19 protein-coding genes and 1 pseudogene are annotated in these 20,972 nt (G+C 62.7%); 7 read left to right on the top strand and 13 right to left on the bottom strand.

Annotated features, from left to right (window positions below):
* Positions 1-249: 249 nt before the first annotated feature.
* The 4 genes and pseudogenes from sucD to metE form a co-directional block, all read right to left on the bottom strand.
* Positions 250-1,131 carry a succinate--CoA ligase subunit alpha gene (sucD, locus tag ELS24_RS08555; protein ID WP_050446014.1) on the bottom strand — a complete coding sequence of 294 codons (882 nt, stop codon included), beginning with the start codon at positions 1,129-1,131 and terminating at the stop codon, positions 250-252.
* 103 nt (positions 1,132-1,234) lie between these two features.
* Entirely contained in the window at positions 1,235-2,395 is a 1,161-nt protein-coding gene (gene sucC, locus ELS24_RS08550; protein ID WP_050446016.1) for an ADP-forming succinate--CoA ligase subunit beta, read from the bottom strand.
* Positions 2,396-2,405: 10 nt separating this feature from the next.
* Positions 2,406-3,007, bottom strand: a pseudogene (locus ELS24_RS08545) (DUF2889 domain-containing protein).
* Between the two features lie 235 nt (positions 3,008-3,242).
* Positions 3,243-5,540, bottom strand: a complete 2,298-nt coding sequence (metE, locus tag ELS24_RS08540; RefSeq protein WP_127183849.1) for a 5-methyltetrahydropteroyltriglutamate--homocysteine S-methyltransferase — start codon at positions 5,538-5,540, stop codon at positions 3,243-3,245.
* A gap of 141 nt (positions 5,541-5,681) precedes the next feature.
* Between metE and ELS24_RS08535 the strand changes: the two genes are divergently transcribed.
* Positions 5,682-6,602 (top strand): LysR family transcriptional regulator, encoded by a 921-nt coding sequence (locus ELS24_RS08535; protein ID WP_050446019.1) that lies wholly within the window; start codon positions 5,682-5,684, stop codon positions 6,600-6,602.
* A 75-nt stretch (positions 6,603-6,677) separates the two neighbouring features.
* Here the strand turns inward: ELS24_RS08535 and recX are convergent, their stop codons facing one another.
* Together recX and recA are read right to left on the bottom strand one after the other, a co-directional pair.
* Positions 6,678-7,430, bottom strand: a complete 753-nt coding sequence (gene recX, locus ELS24_RS08530; RefSeq protein ID WP_240669469.1) for a recombination regulator RecX — start codon at positions 7,428-7,430, stop codon at positions 6,678-6,680.
* 137 nt (positions 7,431-7,567) lie between these two features.
* Entirely contained in the window at positions 7,568-8,629 is a 1,062-nt protein-coding gene (gene recA, locus ELS24_RS08525) for a recombinase RecA (RefSeq protein ID WP_050446021.1), read from the bottom strand.
* A 274-nt stretch (positions 8,630-8,903) separates the two neighbouring features.
* On the opposite strand from recA, the gene ELS24_RS08520 reads away from it, so the two are divergent.
* The 3 genes from ELS24_RS08520 to ELS24_RS08510 all read left to right on the top strand — a co-directional run bounded on the left by ELS24_RS08520 (position 8,904) and on the right by ELS24_RS08510 (position 12,964).
* Positions 8,904-9,593 carry a response regulator transcription factor gene (locus ELS24_RS08520; protein WP_006218337.1) on the top strand — a complete coding sequence of 230 codons (690 nt, stop codon included), beginning with the start codon at positions 8,904-8,906 and terminating at the stop codon, positions 9,591-9,593.
* 112 nt (positions 9,594-9,705) lie between these two features.
* A complete protein-coding gene (locus ELS24_RS08515) occupies positions 9,706-11,082 on the top strand; it encodes a sensor histidine kinase (protein WP_127186278.1) in 1,377 nt (458 codons plus the stop codon).
* 220 nt (positions 11,083-11,302) lie between these two features.
* Positions 11,303-12,964, top strand: coding sequence for an MFS transporter (locus ELS24_RS08510; RefSeq protein WP_050446024.1), 1,662 nt, complete (start codon positions 11,303-11,305; stop codon positions 12,962-12,964).
* 309 nt (positions 12,965-13,273) lie between these two features.
* Here the strand turns inward: ELS24_RS08510 and ELS24_RS08505 are convergent, their stop codons facing one another.
* On the bottom strand, positions 13,274-13,483 hold the full coding sequence (locus tag ELS24_RS08505) for a hypothetical protein (RefSeq protein ID WP_050446025.1): 210 nt from the start codon (positions 13,481-13,483) through the stop codon (positions 13,274-13,276).
* A 151-nt stretch (positions 13,484-13,634) separates the two neighbouring features.
* On the opposite strand from ELS24_RS08505, the gene ELS24_RS08500 reads away from it, so the two are divergent.
* Positions 13,635-14,534, top strand: a complete 900-nt coding sequence (locus ELS24_RS08500) for a recombination-associated protein RdgC (protein WP_050446026.1) — start codon at positions 13,635-13,637, stop codon at positions 14,532-14,534.
* Positions 14,535-14,637: 103 nt separating this feature from the next.
* On the opposite strand, the gene ELS24_RS08495 is transcribed toward ELS24_RS08500, so the two are convergent.
* The 5 genes from ELS24_RS08495 to ELS24_RS08475 all read right to left on the bottom strand — a co-directional run bounded on the left by ELS24_RS08495 (position 14,638) and on the right by ELS24_RS08475 (position 18,688).
* Entirely contained in the window at positions 14,638-16,059 is a 1,422-nt protein-coding gene (locus ELS24_RS08495; RefSeq protein WP_127183847.1) for a diguanylate cyclase, read from the bottom strand.
* A 126-nt stretch (positions 16,060-16,185) separates the two neighbouring features.
* Positions 16,186-17,478: an aspartate carbamoyltransferase gene (locus ELS24_RS08490; protein ID WP_046802818.1), complete on the bottom strand. Its 1,293-nt coding sequence runs from the start codon at positions 17,476-17,478 to the stop codon at positions 16,186-16,188.
* 107 nt (positions 17,479-17,585) lie between these two features.
* The gene (locus tag ELS24_RS08485) at positions 17,586-17,996 is read right to left on the bottom strand and encodes a hypothetical protein (RefSeq protein WP_127183846.1); all 411 of its coding nucleotides are present in this window, start codon (positions 17,994-17,996) and stop codon (positions 17,586-17,588) included.
* Between the two features lie 4 nt (positions 17,997-18,000).
* Entirely contained in the window at positions 18,001-18,432 is a 432-nt protein-coding gene (locus tag ELS24_RS08480) for a BPTD_2524 family lipoprotein (protein ID WP_050446029.1), read from the bottom strand.
* Positions 18,433-18,559: 127 nt separating this feature from the next.
* Positions 18,560-18,688 carry an entericidin A/B family lipoprotein gene (locus ELS24_RS08475; RefSeq protein WP_050446030.1) on the bottom strand — a complete coding sequence of 43 codons (129 nt, stop codon included), beginning with the start codon at positions 18,686-18,688 and terminating at the stop codon, positions 18,560-18,562.
* Between the two features lie 164 nt (positions 18,689-18,852).
* Here ELS24_RS08475 and ELS24_RS08470 point away from each other — a divergent pair, with 164 nt between their 5' ends.
* Positions 18,853-19,212 carry a hypothetical protein gene (locus tag ELS24_RS08470; protein WP_050446031.1) on the top strand — a complete coding sequence of 120 codons (360 nt, stop codon included), beginning with the start codon at positions 18,853-18,855 and terminating at the stop codon, positions 19,210-19,212.
* 62 nt (positions 19,213-19,274) lie between these two features.
* Positions 19,275-19,682 carry a hypothetical protein gene (locus tag ELS24_RS08465; RefSeq protein WP_050446032.1) on the top strand — a complete coding sequence of 136 codons (408 nt, stop codon included), beginning with the start codon at positions 19,275-19,277 and terminating at the stop codon, positions 19,680-19,682.
* A 6-nt stretch (positions 19,683-19,688) separates the two neighbouring features.
* Here the strand turns inward: ELS24_RS08465 and ELS24_RS08460 are convergent, their stop codons facing one another.
* On the bottom strand, positions 19,689-20,969 hold the full coding sequence (locus tag ELS24_RS08460) for a TIGR03862 family flavoprotein (RefSeq protein ID WP_127183845.1): 1,281 nt from the start codon (positions 20,967-20,969) through the stop codon (positions 19,689-19,691).
* Between the last annotated feature and the right edge of the window lie 3 nt (positions 20,970-20,972).

Raw genomic sequence — 20,972 nt, 5'->3', positions numbered from 1 at the left:
CAAATTAATGGATGAACAATACAAGAGCCGTACTGGCCGTCTTCGTGCGAGCGCGACGGCATTCTTGCTGGGTACGAGCGAAATTTCTTTCATTATAGTTTCGTTCAGCTTGCCGAATGGTTGCACGACTGCGTTTTGGAACGCGGGATTACCCTAGGAAAGCACAGAAAATTTTCGCCCTCCCCCGCACGGCGGATGCACGAAAAAAAGCCCGCCGAAGCGGGCTTTTCGAACGCAATGCTGAAAGACTTACAGCACCGACTTGAGCAGCTTGCCCATTTCGGAGGGGTTGCGCGTGGTGCGGATGCCGCAAGCTTCCATGACTTCCAGCTTGGCGTCGGCCGTGTCGGCGCCACCGGAGATCAGGGCGCCAGCGTGGCCCATGCGCTTTCCAGGAGGAGCGGTGACACCAGCGATGAAGCCGACGACCGGCTTCTTCATGTTGTCCTTCGCCCATTCGGCGGCGTTGACTTCGTCGGGGCCGCCGATTTCGCCAATCATGATGACGGCGTCGGTGTCGGGATCGTCATTGAACATCTTCAGAACGTCGACGTGCTTCAGGCCGTTGATGGGGTCGCCACCGATACCGACGGCGCTGGATTGACCCAGGCCCAGTTCGGTGACTTGCGCCACGGCTTCGTACGTCAGGGTGCCCGAACGGCTGACGATGCCGATGCGGCCCTTGCGGTGGATGTGACCGGGCATGATGCCGATCTTGATTTCGTCCGGCGTGATCAGGCCGGGGCAGTTCGGGCCCAGCAGCAGCGTCTTGCTGCCCTTGGCCTTCATGCGGTTCTTGACGTCCAGCATGTCGCGAACGGGGATGCCTTCGGTGATGCAGATCACCAGATCCAGTTCGGCTTCGACAGCTTCCCAGATGGCGGCGGCGGCGCCGGCGGGCGGCACGTAGATGACGGACACGGTTGCGCCGGTGTCGGCCTTGGCTTCCTTCACCGAAGCGAAGATCGGCACGCCTTCAAAGTCTTCACCCGCTTTCTTGGGGTTCACGCCGGCCACGAAGGCGGCTTTGCCATTGGCATACTCACGGCACATACGGGTGTGGAACTGGCCCGTCTTGCCCGTGATGCCCTGGGTGATGACTTTGGTGTCCTTGTTGATCAGAATCGACATTTGTGAATCCTTGGCAATTTCTTTTACCGCCGGGCCGACCCTAGGTGGAAAGCGCCCCCTTGGGGGGCAGCTAGCCACGAAGGGGCGCGGCGAGGGGGCATATTTACTTGACGGCGGCTACGACGCGGGTGGCCGCTTCGGCCATCGTGTCGGCGCTGATGATCGGCAGACCGGAGTCGGCCAGCATCTTCTTGCCGAGTTCTTCGTTGGTACCCTTCATGCGCACGACCAGCGGCACGTTCAGGTTGACGGCCTTGCAAGCCGCGATCACGCCTTCGGCGATGACGTCGCAGCGCATGATGCCGCCAAAGATGTTGACCAGAATGGCCTTCACGCTCTTGTTCGCGAGCATGATCTTGAACGCTTCGGTGACCTTCTCGGCCGTTGCGCCGCCGCCGACGTCCAGGAAGTTGGCCGGCTCGCCGCCGAACAGCTTGATGGTGTCCATCGTGGCCATGGCCAGACCGGCGCCGTTCACCAGGCAGCCGATGTTGCCGTCGAGCTGGATGTAGGCCAGGTCGAACTTGCTGGCTTCGATTTCCGCGGGATCTTCTTCGTCCAGGTCGCGGTAGGCGACGATTTCCGGATGGCGGAACAGGGCGTTGGAGTCGAAGTTGAACTTGGCGTCCAGGGCGATGATGTTGCCCTTGCTGTCGCGGTTCAGCGGGTTGATTTCAACCAGCGACGCGTCGGTGTCCATGTAGCACTGATACAGCTTCTGGAACACGTCCACGGCTTGGGCGGTGGAGTCGGCGGGCAGGCCGATCGCGTTGGCGATCTTGGTGGCTTGCTCGGCGGACAAGCCGGTCAGCGGGTCGATGTATTCGGTGATGATCTTCTCGGGCGTGGAGTGAGCCACTTCCTCGATGTCCATGCCGCCTTCGCTGGAGGCAATGAAGGCAACCTTCTGCGTGGCGCGGTCAGTGACCAGCGACACGTAGTATTCCTTCTGGATGTCGGCGCCGTCTTCGATGTACAGGCGACGAACCTTCTGGCCTTCCGGGCCGGTCTGGTGCGTGATCAGCTGCATGCCCAGGATTTCCGAGGCCAGCTTGCGCACGTCGTCCAGCGAGCGCGCCAGCTTGACGCCACCGCCCTTGCCGCGGCCGCCCGCGTGAATTTGTGCCTTGACGACCCACACCGGTCCACCCAGCTTTTCAGCGGCAGCCACGGCCTCGTCGACGGAAAGAGCGGGGATCCCGCGCGGCACCGGGATGCCAAATTGCTTCAGCAGTTCCTTGCCTTGATACTCGTGGATTTTCATGTGTTACCTGTCAGGACGTATGAGAAAGAGAAGGTGAATCGGAGGACGAATCGGCCGATGCCTCAGCGCTGCCCCCGTGTACCACTTGGGATAGTGCTCAGCCACCACCGGACCGTCAGTGCTCAACGCATGACAGCCGTCCAATTGGAAAGGACGCCGGTTCGGGTTGGGATCCTGCCGCCGGCGGTTGGCCATGGTCTGGACCGCCGCGGTGGGAAGCACCTGCGACAGCTCGGTCATGTGCGTACAGCCCTCTACATGCCCGAACCGCTCCTTGACCTGGCGGCGGAATCCCTTGAGCAGATTCATGCCGATCAAATCAGTGTAAGCCGGCTCGATGGCCATGCAATGACCGCCATAAGGAGCCGCATCATAGACAGCCCGCGCGTCCAGGATCGAGTATTCCTCGTCGATGGTGATGCGCAGATGCATATGGTGGATGGGCTGCCCGGCCTTGAACATCTTGCCGTCGCTCTTGGGGAAATCGTACGCCTTGACGTCGATCAGTTCGGCTTCCAGGTCCCAATTACCGTCCTCGCGCGCATACGACTGCACACGTATGGAACGCGTGTGCAGCGGTTGGCGAGGGTAATCCGGCGGTGGCAAGGGCATGCTGGGGGCCTGCGGGGCGAAGATGGCCTGCGCATGGTGCGCGGCAACAAAACCTTGAAAGTATAGCGCAGCCGGCCTTGGATCAAATGCCGGGTTTGCGGCCCGGGCCTACGCCCACCACCGGCTTTTGCCCTGCCCCCGGGGCGGCGGGCACGAAAAAAACCCATGGAAGGCGCTGCCGGGCGCCTTCCATGGGGTTTTGGGGTTTACACAGACGGACCTGAGCGCAGCGGCGTCAGGCGGACTGGCGCAGTGCGCGAGCGGCTTGCACCATGCCGAGCAGCGCGGCTTCGGTTTCCGGCCAGGCGCGGGTCTTCAGGCCGCAGTCCGGGTTCACCCACAGGCGTTCCTTGGGCAGGCGGGCGGCCGCCTTTTCCATCAGGCCCACCATCCAGTCCACCTCCGGCACGTTCGGCGAGTGGATGTCGTACACGCCCGGACCGATGTCATTGGGATAGTCGAAATCTTCAAACGCCTTCAGCAATTCCATATTGGAGCGCGACGTTTCGATGGTGATCACGTCCGCGTCCATGGCTGCGATGGATTCAATGATGTCGTTGAACTCCGAATAGCACATGTGCGTGTGAATCTGGGTTTCGTCGCGCACGCCGGCCGTCGACAGGCGGAAGCAATCCACCGCCCAGTCCAGATAGGCCTTCCAATCGGCGCGGCGCAGCGGCAGGCCTTCGCGGATGGCCGGCTCATCGATCTGGATGACGCTGATGCCAGCCGCTTCCAGGTCCACGACTTCGTCGCGCAGGGCCAGCGCCAGTTGACGGCAGGTCTGCTCGCGCGGCTGATCGTCACGCACAAACGACCATTGCAGGATGGTGACCGGACCCGTCAACATGCCCTTGACGGGCTTGTCGGTCAGCGATTGCGCATACGACGACCAGCCCACCGTCATCGGCGCGGGGCGCGCCACGTCGCCAAAAATGATCGGCGGCTTGACGCAGCGCGAGCCGTAGCTTTGCACCCAGCCGTTCTTGGTGAAGGCAAAACCGGCCAGCAGTTCGCCAAAGTATTCCACCATGTCGTTGCGTTCGGGCTCACCGTGCACCAGGACGTCCAGGCCGACCTTTTCCTGGACTCGGATGACTTCCTCGATTTCCTTGCGGATGGCGGCTTCGTAGCCGGAATCCGTCAACGCGCCCGCCTTCCAATCACGGCGCAGCGCGCGGATTTCGGCGGTTTGCGGGAAGGAACCGATCGTGGTCGTCGGGTAGGCGGGCAAGCCCAAGTGTTCTTGCTGGCGGGCGATGCGGCCGGCAAACGGCGCGCGGTCGCGCGACACGGCGGCGGCACTGGCCATCCGTTGGCCCACCGCCGGGTTATGGATGCGGGGCGACGAGCGGCGGGCAGCCAGGGCGGCGCGTTGCTTGATCAGGCCGTCTTGCACGGACGCATCCGTCGCGTTTTCCAGTGCGCGACCCAACAGGCTCAGTTCTTGCAGCTTTTGCGCGGCAAACGACAGCCAGCTCTTGATCTCGGCGTCCAGTTCCGTCTCGTTGGTCAGGTCCACCGGCACGTGCAACAGCGAGCACGACGGGGCCAGCCACAGGCGGTCGCCCAATTGCTGCTTGACGGGCACCAGCGCCGAGATGGCCGCGTCCAGATCGGTGCGCCAGATATTGCGGCCGTTGATGACGCCCGCGGACAGCACCTGGTCGGCTCGCAGGCCGGCCACGACATCGGCCAGTTGTTCCGGCGCGCGCACCAGATCCACATGCAGGCCGGCCACGGACAGCGCCTGCGCGGTAGCCAGGTTGTCCTTCAAACCGTCGAAGTACGTGGCGACCAGCAGCTTGACCGGGCTTGCAGCCAGCGTGTCATACACCTGTTTGAATGCATCACGCCACGCTTGCGGCAGGTCCAGCACCAGGATCGGCTCATCAATCTGCACCCATTGCACGCCTTGCTTGGCAAAGCGGGCAAACACTTCTTGGTACACCGGCAGCAACGCGGCCAGCAGTTGCAGCTTGCCTTCGTCGGCCGGGCCACCCGCAAAGGCGTCGCCCTTGCCTAGATACAGCCAGGTCAGCGGACCCGGGATCACCGGCTTCACAGCGTGGCCCAGCGCCTGGGCTTCCTGGATCTGCTCGAACAGGGACTCGCGGGCAATACGAAAGGTCTGGCCCGGCACCAGCTCCGGCACGATGTAGTGGTAGTTGGTATCGAACCATTTGGTCATTTCGCAAGCGGCGGCGGGCTTGCCCGACGGCGCGCGGCCACGCCCCATGCGGAACAGCGTGTCCAGCGTCACTGGCTCGTTGTCTTTCTGGCCGAAGCGGGCGGGCACGGCGCCCAGCAACGTGCTCCATTCCAGAATTTGGTCATACCAGGCGAAGTCGCCCACGGGCACGAATTGCAGGCCGGCCGCCGCCTGCAGCTTCCAGTGCTTGGCGCGCAGTTCGCGGCCCGATTCTTCCAGCGCTTCGGCAGTTTGCTTGCCCGCCCAATAAGCCTCGACAGCACGCTTCAATTCGCGCTGCGCACCGATACGGGGGAACCCCAAATTATGAATAGTAGTCATGAGAACACCGCCGTTAGACAAAATTTGTTCAAGTGACGGCTATTGTGCAGTCAAAGTTAAATGAATCAAAATCAATCTCTACATTCATAAGATGAATAATTTTCATATAATGCGCGTTCGTATCCGCCATGCTGGGGCCTCATGCTAGAAATCCGCCATCTTGAAACGCTGACCGCCATCCGTGACGGCGGCAGCCTGCAGGAAGCCGCCGAACGGCTGCACCTGACCCAGTCCGCCTTGTCGCATCAGTTGCGTGACCTGGAAACGCGGCTGGGCACGCCCCTGCTGAACCGCCGCACCCGCCCCGCCCGGCTGACGACGGCGGGCTTACGCGTACTGGCGCTGGCCGATGAAGTGTTGCCCCGCATCCGCGCCACCGAACGCGATCTGCAACGGTTGGCGGCCGGCCGCAGCGGCCGGCTGCATCTGGCCATCGACTGCCATTCCTGCTTTCAGTGGCTGATGCCGGCGCTGGATGCCTTTCGGATGCAGTGGCCCGACGTGGCGCTGGATCTGTCGGCGGCATTCTCGTTCGCGCCCCTGCCCGCCTTGGTGCGCGGCGACCTGGATCTGGTCATCACATCCGACCCGCAGCCTTTGGACTCGGTGGAGTACCTGCCGCTGTTCAAGTACGAACTGGTGCTGGCCGTGTCGGAATCGAACCCCTTGGCCGCCAACAAATTCATCACGCCCGAGCAGTTGGCGGATCAGACGCTCATCACCTATCCAGTGGACAAGCAGCGGCTGGACGTATTCACCGCCTTTCTGGACCCCGCCGACGTTGAGCCGGCCGCCGTCCGCAAGGCCGAATTGACGCCCATCATTGCGCAACTGGTGGCCAGCAACCGTGGCGTGGCGGCGCTACCGAATTGGGCGCTGACCGAATACATGAATCAGGGGTGGTTGCGGCTGTGCCGACTAGGGCCGCAGGGCGTCTGGCGCACGCTGTACGCCACCGTGCGCAGCGAAGACACGGACGCCTCCTACATTGATGAATTCCTGACCATCACGCGAGACGTCTGCTTCAAGACGCTGTCGGGCATCAAGTCGGCAAAGGCGTAAAAAAGCCGCCTGGGTGGGCGGCGGGTTATGCCAGGGGTCGGGAGGATCCGATCAGTCGATCAATTGCGCAGTCGATCAATCATCCTCGCCTTCGCCCAAAATGCGCCGGATCACGTCTTGCGCGAACCCCCGGCTGGCCAGAAACCGCGCCTGCTTGGCGTATATGGCGCGGTCTTCCGGCTTGGCGTCGAAGCGCTTTTTCCATACTTCCAGCGCGCGGTCGTATTCCGTGGCGCGCAATTGTTCTCGTAGTTCAGCGACTTGCGTGTCGTCCACGCCATGCTGGCGCAATTCCTGCACGATGCGCGCCGCGCCCTGGCGCGATGCGCGGCGATGCACCAGACTTTGCGCAAACCGTTCGGTAGACAGCCAACCCTCTTTTTCCAGCGCATCCAGCACGCCTTCAATTTCATCGGCGTCTTCGGCGTAGGCAGCCAACTTGCGCGCCAATTCCTCGCGCGCGTGCTCGCGCCGCGACAGAAAGCCCACGGCGCGCATCTTCAGCGATGGCCCTTTGCGGGCTGGCTTGTCGCCTTCAGGGGCGGCGGCTTCGTCTTCCGCGCCGGAGGCACTGCCAGAGGCACGATCCGCGGCTCGCCCAGATGCACGACCAGATGCGGAGCCCATACGCGATCCGCCACGCGCGTTGCCCCGCTGTTCGGAACTGCGCTGCCAGGTGTCTGGCTCGACCGAGGGAGGCGCCGCCTCTCGTTCGCGGCGCGCGTCCGAGCTGCGCCGCAAACCTTCCGGCTTGGCGACGGTTTCAAATTCGTCATCCAACTTGGCGCGAAGGCGGTCGGCTGACGCGGGGGTCGGTTTCCAGCTCATGCGCTTCCTGCTATGCAAAACGGCAGGCCCATCATGGCGCCTGCCGTGTAGCCGGCTAGCTAGCCGGCACAAAATCTGCCAAAGCTGCCAAGCTGCCAAAGCCGCCAGCACAACCTGGCTGGCGGACGAAGGCTGGCTTATTCGGCGGTGTCTTCCGCCGTGGGCACGAACTCGGCGGCACGGCTGACGATGCCCTGGTTCTCGCGAACCCGGTTTTCGATTTCGATGGCCATGTCGCGGTGCTCTTTCAGGTATTCGCGGACATTGTCCTTGCCCTGGCCGATGCGGTTGCCGTTGTAGCTGTACCAGGCGCCGGATTTGTCGACCACGCTGGCAGCCACGCCCAAATCAATGATTTCGCCTTCACGCGAAATGCCGGCGCCATACATGATGTCGAATTCGGCCTGCTTGAACGGCGGCGCAACCTTGTTCTTCACGACCTTGACGCGGGTTTCGTTGCCGACGACCTCGTCACCCTTCTTGATGGAGCCAATGCGGCGGATGTCCAGACGCACCGAGGCGTAGAACTTCAGCGCGTTACCGCCGGTGGTGGTTTCGGGATTGCCGAACATGACGCCGATCTTCATGCGGATCTGGTTGATGAAGATGACCATGCAGTTGGTGCGCTTGATCGTGGCCGTCAGTTTGCGCAGCGCCTGGCTCATCAGACGGGCTTGCAGGCCCGGCAGGGAATCGCCCATTTCGCCTTCGATTTCAGCCTTGGGCACCAGCGCCGCCACCGAGTCGATGACGATCAGGTCAACCGAACCCGAGCGCACCAGCGCGTCGGTGATTTCCAGTGCCTGTTCGCCCGTGTCCGGCTGCGAGATCAGCAGATCGGTCAGGTTCACGCCCAGCTTGTTGGCGTATTGGACGTCAAGCGCGTGTTCGGCGTCGACAAAGGCGCAGGTGCCGCCGATTTTCTGCATTTCGGCAATGACTTGCAGGGTCAGCGTCGTTTTACCGGACGATTCCGGGCCGTAGATTTCAATCACGCGGCCGCGCGGCAAGCCGCCAACGCCCAGCGCGATATCCAGACCCAACGAGCCCGTGGAAACCACCTGGATGTCGTGCGAGACCTCGTTATCGCCGTAGCGCATGATCGAGCCCTTGCCGAACTGCTTTTCGATCTGGGAAAGCGCGGCGGCAAGCGCCTTGGCCTTTTCCGAAGCGGCGGCCTTGGTGGTTTTGTCGTCCATGTAGAGTCCTGTCTGTAACGTATCTGGTGGTTGCGGCGTCAAGAGCCTGAAACTTGAACCGCAGCGTGCTGTTTCGAATCAGGTTCAGATTATTGCATCGGATTGTACTGTACAAAAAACCAGTGTGCCAGAGTTTTCACGTATTCCCTGAGTGGGCAACTCCAGTCCCGTATGACAGAATCGAAGCCGACCCCGGCGTTCCCCTCTGCATTTTGCAGCGATCCCTCTTGCCGCTTCCCTTGCCGCTTCCCTTGCCGCTTCCCATTGCAGCCTCATGCGTATCCTGATCGCCGAAGACGACAGCATTCTGGCCGATGGCCTATCCCGGTCACTGCGCCACAACGGCTACGCCGTTGACGCCGTGCGCGACGGGCTTGCCGCCGATTCGGCGCTGGCCGCTCAAGCGTTCGATCTGCTTATCCTTGACTTGGGCTTGCCTCAGTTGGCCGGTCTGGAAGTACTGCGCCGCCTGCGCGCCCGCAACTCTGCCCTGCCCGTCCTGATCCTCACGGCGGCCGACAGCATCGAGCAGCGCGTGAAGGGCCTGGACCTGGGCGCGGACGACTACATGGCCAAGCCCTTCGCCCTGTCCGAACTCGAGGCACGGGTGCGCGCCTTGACCCGGCGCGGCGCGGGCGGCGGCGCCACGATGCTCAAGCACGGCCGGCTGCTTTTTGACCAGACCGGTCGCGTGGCCATCGTCGACGATCAGACGCTGGACCTGTCCGCGCGCGAAGTCAGCCTGCTGGAAATCCTGCTGACGCGCAGCGGTCGCATGGTCAGCAAGACGCAGTTGGTGGACCACCTGTGCGAATGGGGCGAGGAAGTCAGCACCAACGCCATCGAAGTCTACGTGCACCGCCTGCGCAAGAAGCTGGAGCCCAGCGGCGTAAAGATCGTGACGGTGCGCGGCCTGGGCTATTGTCTGGAGCGGGACCAGGGTGCCGCGTACCTCGCCAGTTGATGCCCGGCCAGAGCCACTGAATCAGGAAGCGCTGGATATCATGCAAGCGGGGTCCAAGGGCCCAAGCTTTGCACCTCCGCAGCGCTCGCTGCTGGGCGAAATCCTGGACTGGATGCTGGCGCCGCTGTTCCTGCTGTGGCCCATGAGCGTCGCCATCACTTATGTGGTTGCCCAGAATATCGCCAACGTGCCGTATGACCGCGCCTTGGCCAATAATCTGCATGTCTTGACCCGGCAGGTCCATGCGCAGGACGGCCGCGCGGTGCTCAAGATGACGGACGCCGCGCGTGACGTGTTGCGCGCGGACGAAACCGACAGCGTATTCTGGCTGGTGCTGGGTAGCCGCGGTGAATACCTGGGGGGCGACCGCGCCCTGCCGCTGCCGGCCACCGTGGGCCAACCGCGCCCGGGCGAAGTCCAGTACGAAGACGACACCTTGCGTGGCTTCGGCATCCGCCTGGCGTTCACGTGGGTGGACCTGAACCTGGCCAACACGCAGCCCGCGCTGCTGCTCGTGGCCGAGACCGTGGAAAAGCGCACGCAGTTGGCCAACGACATCATCAAGGGCGTGATCATTCCGCAGTTCGTGGTGCTGCCGATCGCGGTGCTGCTGGTTTGGTTTGGCCTGTCGCGTGGGGTGGCTCCACTGAACGCGCTGCAGCAACGGTTGCGCGCGCGCCGGCCCGACGACCTGTCGCCCATTGACGAGCGGGCGGCGCCGTCCGAAATCGCGCCGTTGGTGGCCGCCATGAATGACCTGCTGGACCGGCTGTCGGCCAACGTCCAGGCCCAACGCCGTTTCGTGGCGGACGCCGCGCACCAGTTGAAGACACCGCTTGCCGGCCTGCGCACGCAGGCCGAACTGGCCTTGCGCGACGCCAGCCCCGAAGAAATGCAGTCGAGCCTGCGGCAGTTGGTGACGGGATCCGAACGCGCTACCCGACTGGTCAACCAGTTGCTGCTGCTGGCCCGCGCTGAAAACCCCAGCGCGATCGGGCTGACGCGCACGGACCTCAACGCCATTGCCTACGAGCAGGCCATGCACTGGGTGCCGCAGGCGCTGTCGCTGAGTACCGACCTGGGGTTTGAAGGATCCGACGAACCCGTCAACATCAACGGCAACCCCCTGCTGCTTGCCGAGCTGCTGAACAATCTGGTGGACAACGCGCTGCGCTACACACCGCTCGGCGGCCACATCACCGTGCGTGTGATGCGCCATGGCGACCAGGCGCTGCTGGAAGTGGAGGATTCAGGCCCGGGCATCCCGCCAGACGAACGGGAACGCGTATTCGACCGCTTCTACCGTGTGCTGGGTACGGCATCCGACGGTAGCGGCCTGGGGCTGGCGATCGTGCGCGAGATTGCGCAAAAGCACGGGGCCAGCGTGCTCATCAACGACCACCCCAACCCGCACTCGGACCTGCCGGGCACACGCATCAGCGTGGTGTTCCCGCTTTACATGGACGCGCCGGATTCGTACGAAAGCTAGGTCTGCTACGCACTTCAGCCCGATAGGGACTATCCCTAGCCGCGCACGCAACAGTTACTATTAGTTTCAATTTTAAGATTCGAGTAAGGGTTACGTCAGAACCTCGTCAGGGTTGCGCCTCAATGTTGCGTAAGGCTCGGTGTCGGTGCGTCGGCAAAGAGCTAAGCACGGCGGAAAACCGCCGGCCATAAAACGAGGAGACATCATGAGCACAACAACCATGGCAGGCCGCGGCCCTTCCGCGGAACCGCGCCCGATGACCAAGGAAGAACGCCGCGTCATCTTCGCGTCATCCTTGGGCACGGTTTTCGAGTGGTACGACTTCTATCTCTACGGCTCGCTCGCGGCCATCATCGCATTGCACTTTTTCTCGGGCGTGAATCCCACCGCGGGCTTCATCTTCGCCCTGCTGGCGTTCGCCGCCGGTTTTGCCGTGCGCCCATTCGGCGCACTGGTGTTCGGTCGGCTAGGCGACCTGGTCGGACGTAAGTACACCTTCCTGGTCACGATCGTGATCATGGGCTTGTCCACGTTCCTGGTGGGCGTGCTGCCCAGCTACTCCAGCATCGGCCTGGCCGCTCCGGCCATCCTGATCGTGCTGCGCCTGCTGCAAGGCCTGGCGCTGGGTGGCGAGTACGGCGGCGCGGCAACCTACGTTGCCGAACACGCCCCGCACGGCCGCCGCGGCTTCTACACATCGTGGATTCAGACGACCGCTACGCTGGGCCTGTTCCTGTCGCTGCTGGTCATCCTGGGCATCCGCACGGTCATGGGCGAAGACGACTTCAAAGCCTGGGGCTGGCGCATTCCGTTCCTGATCTCGGTGGTGCTGCTGGGCATCTCGGTGTGGATCCGTCTGCAACTGAGCGAATCGCCCACCTTCAAGCGCATGAAGGAAGAAGGCAAGGGCTCGAAGGCGCCGATCGCTGAATCGTTCGGTCAATGGAAGAACCTGAAGGTCGTGATCCTGGCGCTGCTGGGCCTGACCGCCGGCCAGGCCGTGGTCTGGTACACGGGCCAGTTCTACGCCCTGTTCTTCCTGACGCAAACGCTGAAGGTCGACGCCAACACGGCCAACATCATGATCGCCATCGCGCTCTTGATCGGCACACCGTTCTTCGTGATTTTCGGCGGGCTGTCCGACAAGATCGGCCGCAAGCCCATCATCATGGCGGGCTGCCTGATCGCCGCGGCGACGTACTTCCCGATCTTCCAAGGCCTTACGCACTTCGCCAACCCGGCGCTGGAGAAGGCCCAGGCCACGGCCCCGGTCACGGTGATTGCCGACCCCAGCACCTGCTCGTTCCAGTTCAATCCGGTGGGTACCTCGGCGTTCACCAGCTCTTGCGACATCGTGAAGTCGTTCATGGCCCGCAACTCCGTGAACTACCAGAACGAAGCCGCGCCGGCTGGTTCGGTGGCCAAGGTCAAGATCGGCAACGACGAGTTCCAATCGTTCGACGGCAAGGCCATGGCTCCCGCCGACTTCAAGGCCCGGGCGGCGGAACTGGACAAGGCGCTGACCACGGCAATCCGCGGCCACGGCTACCCGGCCAAGGCGGATCCGGCGCAAATCAACTACGTCATGGTGGTGGTGCTGCTGACGATCCTGGTGCTGTACGTGACCATGGTCTACGGCCCGATCGCGGCCATGCTGGTTGAAATGTTCCCGACCCGCATCCGCTACACCTCGATGAGCTTGCCGTACCACATCGGCAACGGCTGGTTCGGCGGCTTCCTGCCTCCGGTCGCCTTCGCGGTAGTGGCCGCCACGGGCAACATCTACGACGGCCTGTGGTATCCGATCATCATTGCAGTCATGACCCTGGTCATCGGCACGCTGTTCGTGCGCGAATCCAAGGACAACGACATCAACGCATAAACGACCATCCCCCGCCGGGCGGGACTGCTGCGCCTGCCCGGCCTTGAAAGCTCCTTATGGAGCTTTTTTTTTGCCCTGAGCCGGCGGGCGCGGCCGCTTTCAGGACGATGTCAGACCCTCACGCTTAGACTGGCGCTTCAGATTACGGCCTTGCGGTAGATCGACTGACGATTGATCCCCCTGTCAGACGATTGCAGGGCTAGTGTTCTGACACCGATACCGCGTTCCCCGCGAGCCTTTTATGACGCGGTATTGTGTGCTCCCGTACCGGCCCGGCCTTTATTGAGCCGGGCCGCTTTTTTTTTGCGCTTAACGACGCATGCCCACGCCGATGACCAGCACGCCCGCCACAATGGCGGCGATGCCGGCCCAGGTCGGGATCGGCACCGACTTCTCGGTTTCGGCCGTGGCCTTGACCGAACCTATCTGTAAAACGGTCTCTTCGGACTTGTAGTTAAAGCCTTTGTAGGCCAAAGCGGCAATGCCCAGGACGATCAGGATGGCGCCAATGATTTTCATGTTTTTCCTCTCCGGTTCTAAGTCGGTGCGCGGAAGTTAACGCATGGGCCGCCCCCTGTCAGTGACAGAACGTGTCGCCTGTCGCAAGCGTATTGCACCGCTTCGGCAAACCGTCCGCGTCGTATAGAATCAACCCTTTTGGCCGACGCTCATGTGGTTCAAAAACCTCAAGATTTACCGCCTTTCCTCGCCGTGGACTCTCGTTGGCGACCAGCTTGAAGAAACGCTTGCGCGCCACGCCTACCAAGCGGGCAACAACCTTGAAATGCAAAGCCTGGGCTGGGTGCCGCCGCGCGAAAACGGCGGCCTGGCCCATGTGGTGAATGGCCAGATCCTGCTTAGCCTGCGCGCCGAAAAGAAGCTGCTGCCGGGCACCGTCGTGAACCAGGTCGCCAAGGCGCGTGCCCAGGAAATCGAAGAGCAGCAAGGCTACAAGCCGGGCCGCAAGCAGATGAAGGAAATCAAGGAACGCGTTACCGACGAACTGCTGCCGCGCGCCTTCAGCGTCTACCGCGACACGCGCGTCTGGATCGACCCGCAAAACCACTGGCTGGTGATCGACGCCGCGGCGTCGGCGAAGGCGGACGAAGTCATCGGCCTGCTGGCCAAGTGCGTAGACCCGTTCCCGCTTGAAAACCTGTACGTGGCGCAGTCGCCCGCCTCCGCCATGACGGGCTGGCTGGCCGAAGACGAAGCGCCGTCGAACTTCAGCATCGACCAAGACACCGAACTGCGTTCGTCGGGCGAAAGCGGCGCGGCCATCCGCTACGTGAAACACTCCATCGACGCCGACGACGTACGCCGCCACATCCAGTCGGGCAAGCAATGCACCCGCCTGGCCATGACGTGGGCTGACCGCATTTCGTTCGTGCTGACCGAAGGCCTGGACGTCAAGCGCGTATCGCCGCTGGACGTGCTGAAGGAAGGCAACGAAGGCGTAGCCGCCAACGACGATGAAAAGTTCGATTCCGACATGATGCTGATGACGGGCGAACTGGCCAAGATGATGGCCGAGTTGGTGGACGCGCTGGGGGGCGAGAAGAAGATTTGATGGGGGCGGTTGATTGACGGGTTGCGCGCGTTGGAGCGTTGGCATTCTTGCAGTGGGTGTCGCGCGCTTCACCCATCCTACGCTCCTTCGGGCGTGCTGCCTGTCAGGCGAGCACGCTGCGGTCGCGGCCGGCTAGTTTGGCTTGGTACAGAGCCTTGTCGGCGCGGTCGATCAGATAGGCATAGTCGGGATGGCCATCAAAGGTGGCCACGCCGATGCTGGCCGTGATGCGCAGGGCGCCAACCTCCGGAATCGTGAAATCATGGCGGCGGATCTCGGCGCCCAATTTCTGGGCGGCGGCCAGCGCGGCCTCTTCGCTCGTATCCACCAGCACCACCAGAAACTCTTCGCCGCCATAGCGGAACACGAAGTCGCTGGACCGACACGATTGGTGCACCACTTCGGCAAACTGACGCAACACATGGTCACCCCCCGAATGCCCATGCGCGTCGTTGATGGCCTTGAAATGATCGATATCCAGCAACAGCACCGAAAAGCGGCTGCCCTGCCGGCTGGATATGGAGATCTCGCGTCCGATCACCGAGGGTAGAAACCGCCGGTTCAGCACATTGGTCAGCGGGTCGCTGCCGCTTTCTATCTCAGCCACCATGTCGAACAGGCCATTGAGCAGATGCTTGATGCGCGCCACCAGTTCCTGCAGTTCGCGCACCTGGTCAGGCATGGAAAGCTGGCGTTCGCGATCGTCCATCATCAGCCGCGGCAACACCACGTCATCCAGCCGCATGACGGCCTCGGTAATCTGGCCCAACGCGGGCGCGCTCTCGAACAGCACGCCGCCCTTGTGCTGCAGCCACAAGCCGAACTCCGATGCCGCCAGCCTGGGCAAGGCCTGTTCGGGTGCGCGGTAATGCAGCCCAATCAAGACCGCCTGACTCCATTCCAGCAGCGCGGCGCGCTGGCGTTCACGTTCGGTCGAAATGTTCTGCCCCAGCGCGAACAAGCGGTAAGCCTCGTCGTTGCGCGCGCCGCGATTGATGTCGCGCATGAAGGCGCGGCTCATCTGCTCGATGGCCAGATCAAAGAGATTACAGACGTACTGCGTGGCGATGGATGCGGACGTGCCATCCAGATCGCTTGCGCGCAGGCGTTCGGCAATTTCATTCTTCAGGACGCGCGCCCCCGCCATCACCAGATGAATCGGGATATGGACGCGAGCGTGCACTTCGCCCACCTTTTTCTGCGTGGCCATCAAGGCCACGATGTCGCCCTGATCACGCACGCAAAGCAAACCCAGCAGCCAGTGTTTCATGCCCTTGTGCAGTCGCGTCGACACGATCTCATGCGACAGTCGCGGCCCGGCTTCAGCGTCCGCCAGCAAGGTGGAATAGAAGGCATCCACCAGCTCCTTGGCGCTATCACCCACCACGGCTGCCACCTGGCCGCGCGTATAGGCATCCACTGATTGATAGACCGCTTCCCAGGCCTGCGCGTTTGATGCGCTGAGGTAGCACGCTTGGTCGGCGCGGCTTGCCCACACTGGCAACGCGCTCTTGTTTGAAGACATAAGATCATCCGCCCCAAAGACGCCGCGCGTGTCTCGGAACGGCACGCGCTGGAAAAACCAGCGCGGATTATGCGCTAAAAGAATGTGGGCCCCTACCGGGGCCCACGCGCTTGGGGAAAACGCCGCCTATTCCAGGCCGTGAAACACCGAGTCATCGGGGCCCACGTGCGACGGATGTTGCCAGGTCACATCGCGCAGCGAATGCTGCACCAGGCCTTCAACGCCCAGCAGCACGGCAAAGATCGCCATGCGAATCGGAATGCCGTTATCGGTCTGGCGGAAGATGGCCAGGCGCGGATCGTGGTTCAGGTCCACGCTCAGGTCGTTGGCGCCCGGGCGGCTGTCGCGCGGCAGCGGGTGCATCACGATGGTTTCGGGGCTGCAGTACGCGTCGATGATGGCGCGGTTGATCTGGAAGTCGGGCGTGTAGCCTTCGTTTTCTTCGTTGGCGAAGCGCTCTTTCTGCACGCGCGTCGCGTAGATCACGTCCGCGCCCGCCAGGCCTTCCGCCAGCGATGTCTTCTGTTCAATGATGTTGCCGTTGCGGCTTGCCTGCTCAATGATGTAACTGGGCATCTCCAGCCCCTTGGGCGACACAAGCGAGAACTTCACGTTCTTGTACAGCGCCATCAGCTTGATCAGCGAGTGCACGGTGCGGCCGTATTTCAAGTCGCCGACCATGGCAATGTGCGCACCATCCAGCAATTTGCCCAAGCGCGAAAACTCGGTCAGGATCGTGTACAGATCCAGCAAGGCCTGGCTGGGGTGCTCACCCGGGCCGTCGCCGCCGTTGACCACCGGGATATTCGTGGCACGCGCGAATTCCGCAACCGAGCCCTGCTCGGGGTGGCGAATCACCATGGCGTCCACGTAGCCGCTCATGACGCGGCTGGTGTCGTAGATGGATTCGCCCTTGGCCATGGACGAAAACGTGAAGCCGGTCGTGTCGCACACCGAACCACCCAGGCGGCAGAACGCCGAACCGAAGCTGACCCGAGTGCGAGTGCTGGCTTCGAAGAACAGGTTACCCAGCACGGCGCCTTCCAGCACCCGCGACACTTTCTGGCGGCGCGCGATAGGCTGCATCATGTCGGCAACGCGGAACAGGTCTTCGACCGATTCGCGGGTGAACTGATCCACCGACAACAGTTGATTCTTGCCTTCCACCGCAATACGTTCACGCAGCGGGCCATCTTGTACGCTTTGCGTATATTTTTCCAGCAACACACCGTTTTGCACGATTTCGCTGACGAAACGCTGCACGACTTCCGGCATGGCGCGGAATTCCTGCGAGCCTTCGGGCAACAACCAGGTGTCCAACGCCCTGCGTTTCACGCCGATCCGGGTGGCGAACACGTCGCGCGTCAGGTTCAGGCGGCGCATGGCGTCGCGCAGGAAAGCTTGCTGGGAAATGGTCATGACAGGCCTCAGAGAAAGAGGATTTATATACGCACGGCGCATATTATTCCCAACGCAATCTCAAGTCCAACTTTTTTGCGTACACGGGTTTACCCGTGGTATTTACGCTAACGACTGGCGTAGGAGGTGGTTTGCTGCGCCTCGGGCACCGCTTGCCCTAGCGTGCACCAACATGCAGCGCAAAACGCCAAGGCGCTTAACAGATAACAGATCATGGCCAGCAATTGGGCGGGCCAATGCCCGCGCGTCATATGGCCCGTGTAGCCCTGCCGCAACAAGCTGACCTGCGCCAGATAGGCAAACAGCAAGCCGAGGCCTGACAACAGCAAGCCGGCCAGAAACATGGCTAGCGGCAATTGCAGGTCGGGCGCGGCGATATCCCCACCCACAATGCCCAGCGAGAAGGCCACCAGCATCAGCGCGGCGCCCCCATTCAGCCAGGCAAACAACCGGAACCCGCCCACCAGCGGTGCAAAAGACATCCCCGACGACCGGGTCTGCTGGGCGCGGGGGTCCATGCGATCAGCCTTCGTTGCCAGCGCGGCACGTGGGAGTTGCGCTTTGGATCGAGGCGCGCGCCGCAGCGAGCTCGGCCTTATCCCAGCGCCCCTCGCCCAGCACCGTCACCGTTACCTTGGACTTGGCCGGGCCATCGGGCTCGGCTGAAATCAATTCAAGCACCGTGGCGGGCTGGCCCACCTTGTAGACCTTGATTTCATCAGGCGCGCCCTTCTCGCCCAAGGTGTGGCGCCAGGCGTAAGCAACGCCATAGGGATGCTTCACGTTCACGTGACAGGTGCGCACGTATTCACCACCACGGCGGAAGGCGGCTTGATAGTGGGTATCGACGCTGAAAGTCTCTTTCTGCACCGTCTCGGATTCGTAGACCCCGGTGCTCGCGCAGCCGGCCAACAATCCCAGCAGCGTTACACCCACCCATACTGACTTGCGCATGATTCTTCCCGCATTGAAATTCAGACTTCTGCGATTATGCCAGCGGCGGCAAAAAGGCCACGCATGAAATGCCAGGGCATTTCATGCGTGGCCTCAGGCGGGCTGACCGGATCAGCGTGCCGCCGCCTTACTTCGCAGCGCCTTCGATCTTCTCACCGCCGCGTTGGATGTCCTTGCCGGCGCCCGCAACAGTATTGCAGCCCGCCGAAAGCGCGGCGATCGAAAGCAGCATGACGAAAACAACCTTGTTTTTCATAAACATCTCCTGTCTGGGCGTGGAAACCGAAGCCAGCATACCGCAAAGGATGCTGATCGCGCATCACCCCGAAACACAAACCCGTAACCGTCTTTACACGACCGTGACATCCCCAGCCCGCGCGGGCTGTCGCGTAATTGCCGCCAATGGATTAGGATTCGCAAATGAACAGAAAACCCGCATCACACCATGCTGGCGCCGCCGTTGAGGGCTGGGGCTGGGAGCAGCCACAGTGCCGTGGGCAGGCCGCTTTGGCATTGTTTATCGACGATCTGCACCGAATCCTGCAAGCCCATGCCGCCGGCAGACTTGCGGACAGCAGCACGCTGGTTGACGCCCAAGCGCAGGTGGACGAATTGCTTGCCCGCTATAACGAGATCAATGCCGCCCCCGAGATTTTCCTGGGCCAGACGGTTGAATTGAAAGAGGGCGTAGACCGCAATGGGGTGTCCCATACGGTGCCCATCTTTTCCGCCCGCCTCAAGCAATCGCTAGTGTCGATGCTGGGCCAGAGCCCTGGCTGACGCGATCCTGCAGCGTGGCTGAAGGCCGATCAAGAACCAGACCAGCTCTTAGGAGACCCACAATGAATTCAGACAACGTCGTAGAGTTTCTCCGTTTGCTGTCCCTGGACGTATCGCTGGGCGCGGCCGCCCAACATGCCGCGGGCCAAGCGGATGCGCCTCTCGCCCTGGCTCGCTTGGCCACGGCACACGGCTTGCCTTGCAGCGCCTCGGACTGGTCTTGCTTTGCCCGCGGTTGCCTGGATTCTTCCTCCGTCACCTTAACGGACGCCGGCCCGGCCGACGCCACCATTTGGCAACTGGTACAGGATCCTGCCAACGGCACTGGCATTCCCGCCAGCGCCATCACCCGCGTGATCGGTATCATTACTCAGCCAGAGGCTGGCGCCGCCCCCGTGGTGGGCCATGTGGTGGGCGACCTTGCGCCGCGCCCGCCGCTGGGCATGGCACCCTACCCGTCTGGATCCTGAGCGTCACTATCGTGGCCGACCTTGGCGCTGGCCGGCCACATAGTCCAGCACGCCCTTAGCCGCCACCACACCGCTGGCCATGCAGGCCGTGAGCAAATAGCCGCCCGTAGGCGCCTCCCAATCCAGCATCTCGCCGGCGCAGAATACGCCGGGGGCTGATCGCAGCATCAGCCCGTCCGTGACGGACTTGAACGACACACCGCCCGCCGTGCTGATGGCTTCGTCCATCGGCCGCGCGCGCAGCAGCGTCAACGGCAAGGCCTTGATTCGCAAGGCCAGGCGCGCCAGATCCTTGAAGTCTTCCGCGGGCGCGCATTCGCGTAGCAGCCCCGCCTTGACCCCCGTCAGCCCCATTCGGCTCTGCAAATGGCTGGACATGGAACGTGCGCCGCGCGGATGCGTGACCGCCGCGATAACCTTGTCCAGCGTCCAGTCTGGCGCCAGGTCCAACATCGCAACCGCGTGCCCTTCCGCGTCAATCCGGTCCCGTAACAACGCGGACAAGGCGTACACCAGGCTACCCTCGATACCCGATTCCGACACAACGAATTCGCCCTGGCGAGCTCGAGCGTCGCCAGTTTCGCCCGCACAGGACATGGCGACGGACTTGACCGGCTGACCCGCGTAACGCTCGGAAAAATGCCGCGACCACGCGACATCAAATCCGCAATTGGCAGGCCGTAGCGGCGCCACGTCAATACCGTGCGCCTGCAGCCCCGCGACCCACGCGCCATCGGACCCCAGCTTGGCCCAACTGCCGCCGCCCAAGGCCAGCACCACGGCATCCGCCGTCTTCGTGTGCACGCCTTCCGGCGTCTCGAAGCGCAGCGCAGCTACCGACACGGCCGTGCCTTGCGGCCACCCCAGCCAACGGTGCCGCATGTGGAACCGGACGCCGCTGGCGCGCAATCTTGCGAGCCAGGCGCGCAACAAGGGGGCGGCTTTCATTTCCTGCGGAAAGACGCGGCCCGACGATCCCACAAATGTCTCGATGCCCAACTGATGCGCCCATTCCCGCAGCGCGGTCGCGTCCATCACTTGCAACCATGGGGCAAGCTGCGCGGCCCGCGCGCCGTAGCGTGCCAGGAACGGTGCCGCGGCCTCGCTGTGCGTCAGGTTCAACCCACCCCGACCCGCCATCAGGAATTTTCGGCCTACCGACGGCATGGCGTCGAACACGTCAACCTGCACGCCTTGCGCGGCCAGGCGCTCAGCTGCCATCAGGCCAGCCGGGCCGCCGCCAATGACGGCAACACACGGAACATCGCGCGGCGTTGCGGCGGTCATCGC

It is taken from the genome of Achromobacter spanius (assembly GCF_003994415.1).
Lineage (GTDB): Bacteria > Pseudomonadota > Gammaproteobacteria > Burkholderiales > Burkholderiaceae_B > Achromobacter > Achromobacter spanius_C.
The sequence above is the reverse complement of the archived record's forward strand: the minus strand, read 5'-3'. Positions and strand labels throughout refer to the sequence as shown.

Bases quoted from the DNA above. Each gene is read 5' to 3' on its own strand.
- sucD (WP_050446014.1), bottom strand. From the start codon at position 1,131: ATGTCGATTCTGATCAACAAGGACACCAAAGTCATCACCCAGGGCATC.
- sucC (WP_050446016.1), bottom strand. From the start codon at position 2,395: ATGAAAATCCACGAGTATCAAGGCAAGGAACTGCTGAAGCAATTTGGC.
- metE (WP_127183849.1), bottom strand. From the start codon at position 5,540: ATGACTACTATTCATAATTTGGGGTTCCCCCGTATCGGTGCGCAGCGC.
- ELS24_RS08535 (WP_050446019.1), top strand. From the start codon at position 5,682: ATGCTAGAAATCCGCCATCTTGAAACGCTGACCGCCATCCGTGACGGC.
- recX (WP_240669469.1), bottom strand. From the start codon at position 7,430: ATGAGCTGGAAACCGACCCCCGCGTCAGCCGACCGCCTTCGCGCCAAG.
- recA (WP_050446021.1), bottom strand. From the start codon at position 8,629: ATGGACGACAAAACCACCAAGGCCGCCGCTTCGGAAAAGGCCAAGGCG.
- ELS24_RS08520 (WP_006218337.1), top strand. From the start codon at position 8,904: ATGCGTATCCTGATCGCCGAAGACGACAGCATTCTGGCCGATGGCCTA.
- ELS24_RS08515 (WP_127186278.1), top strand. From the start codon at position 9,706: ATGCTGGCGCCGCTGTTCCTGCTGTGGCCCATGAGCGTCGCCATCACT.
- ELS24_RS08510 (WP_050446024.1), top strand. From the start codon at position 11,303: ATGGCAGGCCGCGGCCCTTCCGCGGAACCGCGCCCGATGACCAAGGAA.
- ELS24_RS08505 (WP_050446025.1), bottom strand. From the start codon at position 13,483: ATGAAAATCATTGGCGCCATCCTGATCGTCCTGGGCATTGCCGCTTTG.
- ELS24_RS08500 (WP_050446026.1), top strand. From the start codon at position 13,635: ATGTGGTTCAAAAACCTCAAGATTTACCGCCTTTCCTCGCCGTGGACT.
- ELS24_RS08495 (WP_127183847.1), bottom strand. From the start codon at position 16,059: ATGTCTTCAAACAAGAGCGCGTTGCCAGTGTGGGCAAGCCGCGCCGAC.
- ELS24_RS08490 (WP_046802818.1), bottom strand. From the start codon at position 17,478: ATGACCATTTCCCAGCAAGCTTTCCTGCGCGACGCCATGCGCCGCCTG.
- ELS24_RS08485 (WP_127183846.1), bottom strand. From the start codon at position 17,996: ATGGACCCCCGCGCCCAGCAGACCCGGTCGTCGGGGATGTCTTTTGCA.
- ELS24_RS08480 (WP_050446029.1), bottom strand. From the start codon at position 18,432: ATGCGCAAGTCAGTATGGGTGGGTGTAACGCTGCTGGGATTGTTGGCC.
- ELS24_RS08475 (WP_050446030.1), bottom strand. From the start codon at position 18,688: ATGAAAAACAAGGTTGTTTTCGTCATGCTGCTTTCGATCGCCGCGCTT.
- ELS24_RS08470 (WP_050446031.1), top strand. From the start codon at position 18,853: ATGAACAGAAAACCCGCATCACACCATGCTGGCGCCGCCGTTGAGGGC.
- ELS24_RS08465 (WP_050446032.1), top strand. From the start codon at position 19,275: ATGAATTCAGACAACGTCGTAGAGTTTCTCCGTTTGCTGTCCCTGGAC.
- ELS24_RS08460 (WP_127183845.1), bottom strand. From the start codon at position 20,969: ATGACCGCCGCAACGCCGCGCGATGTTCCGTGTGTTGCCGTCATTGGC.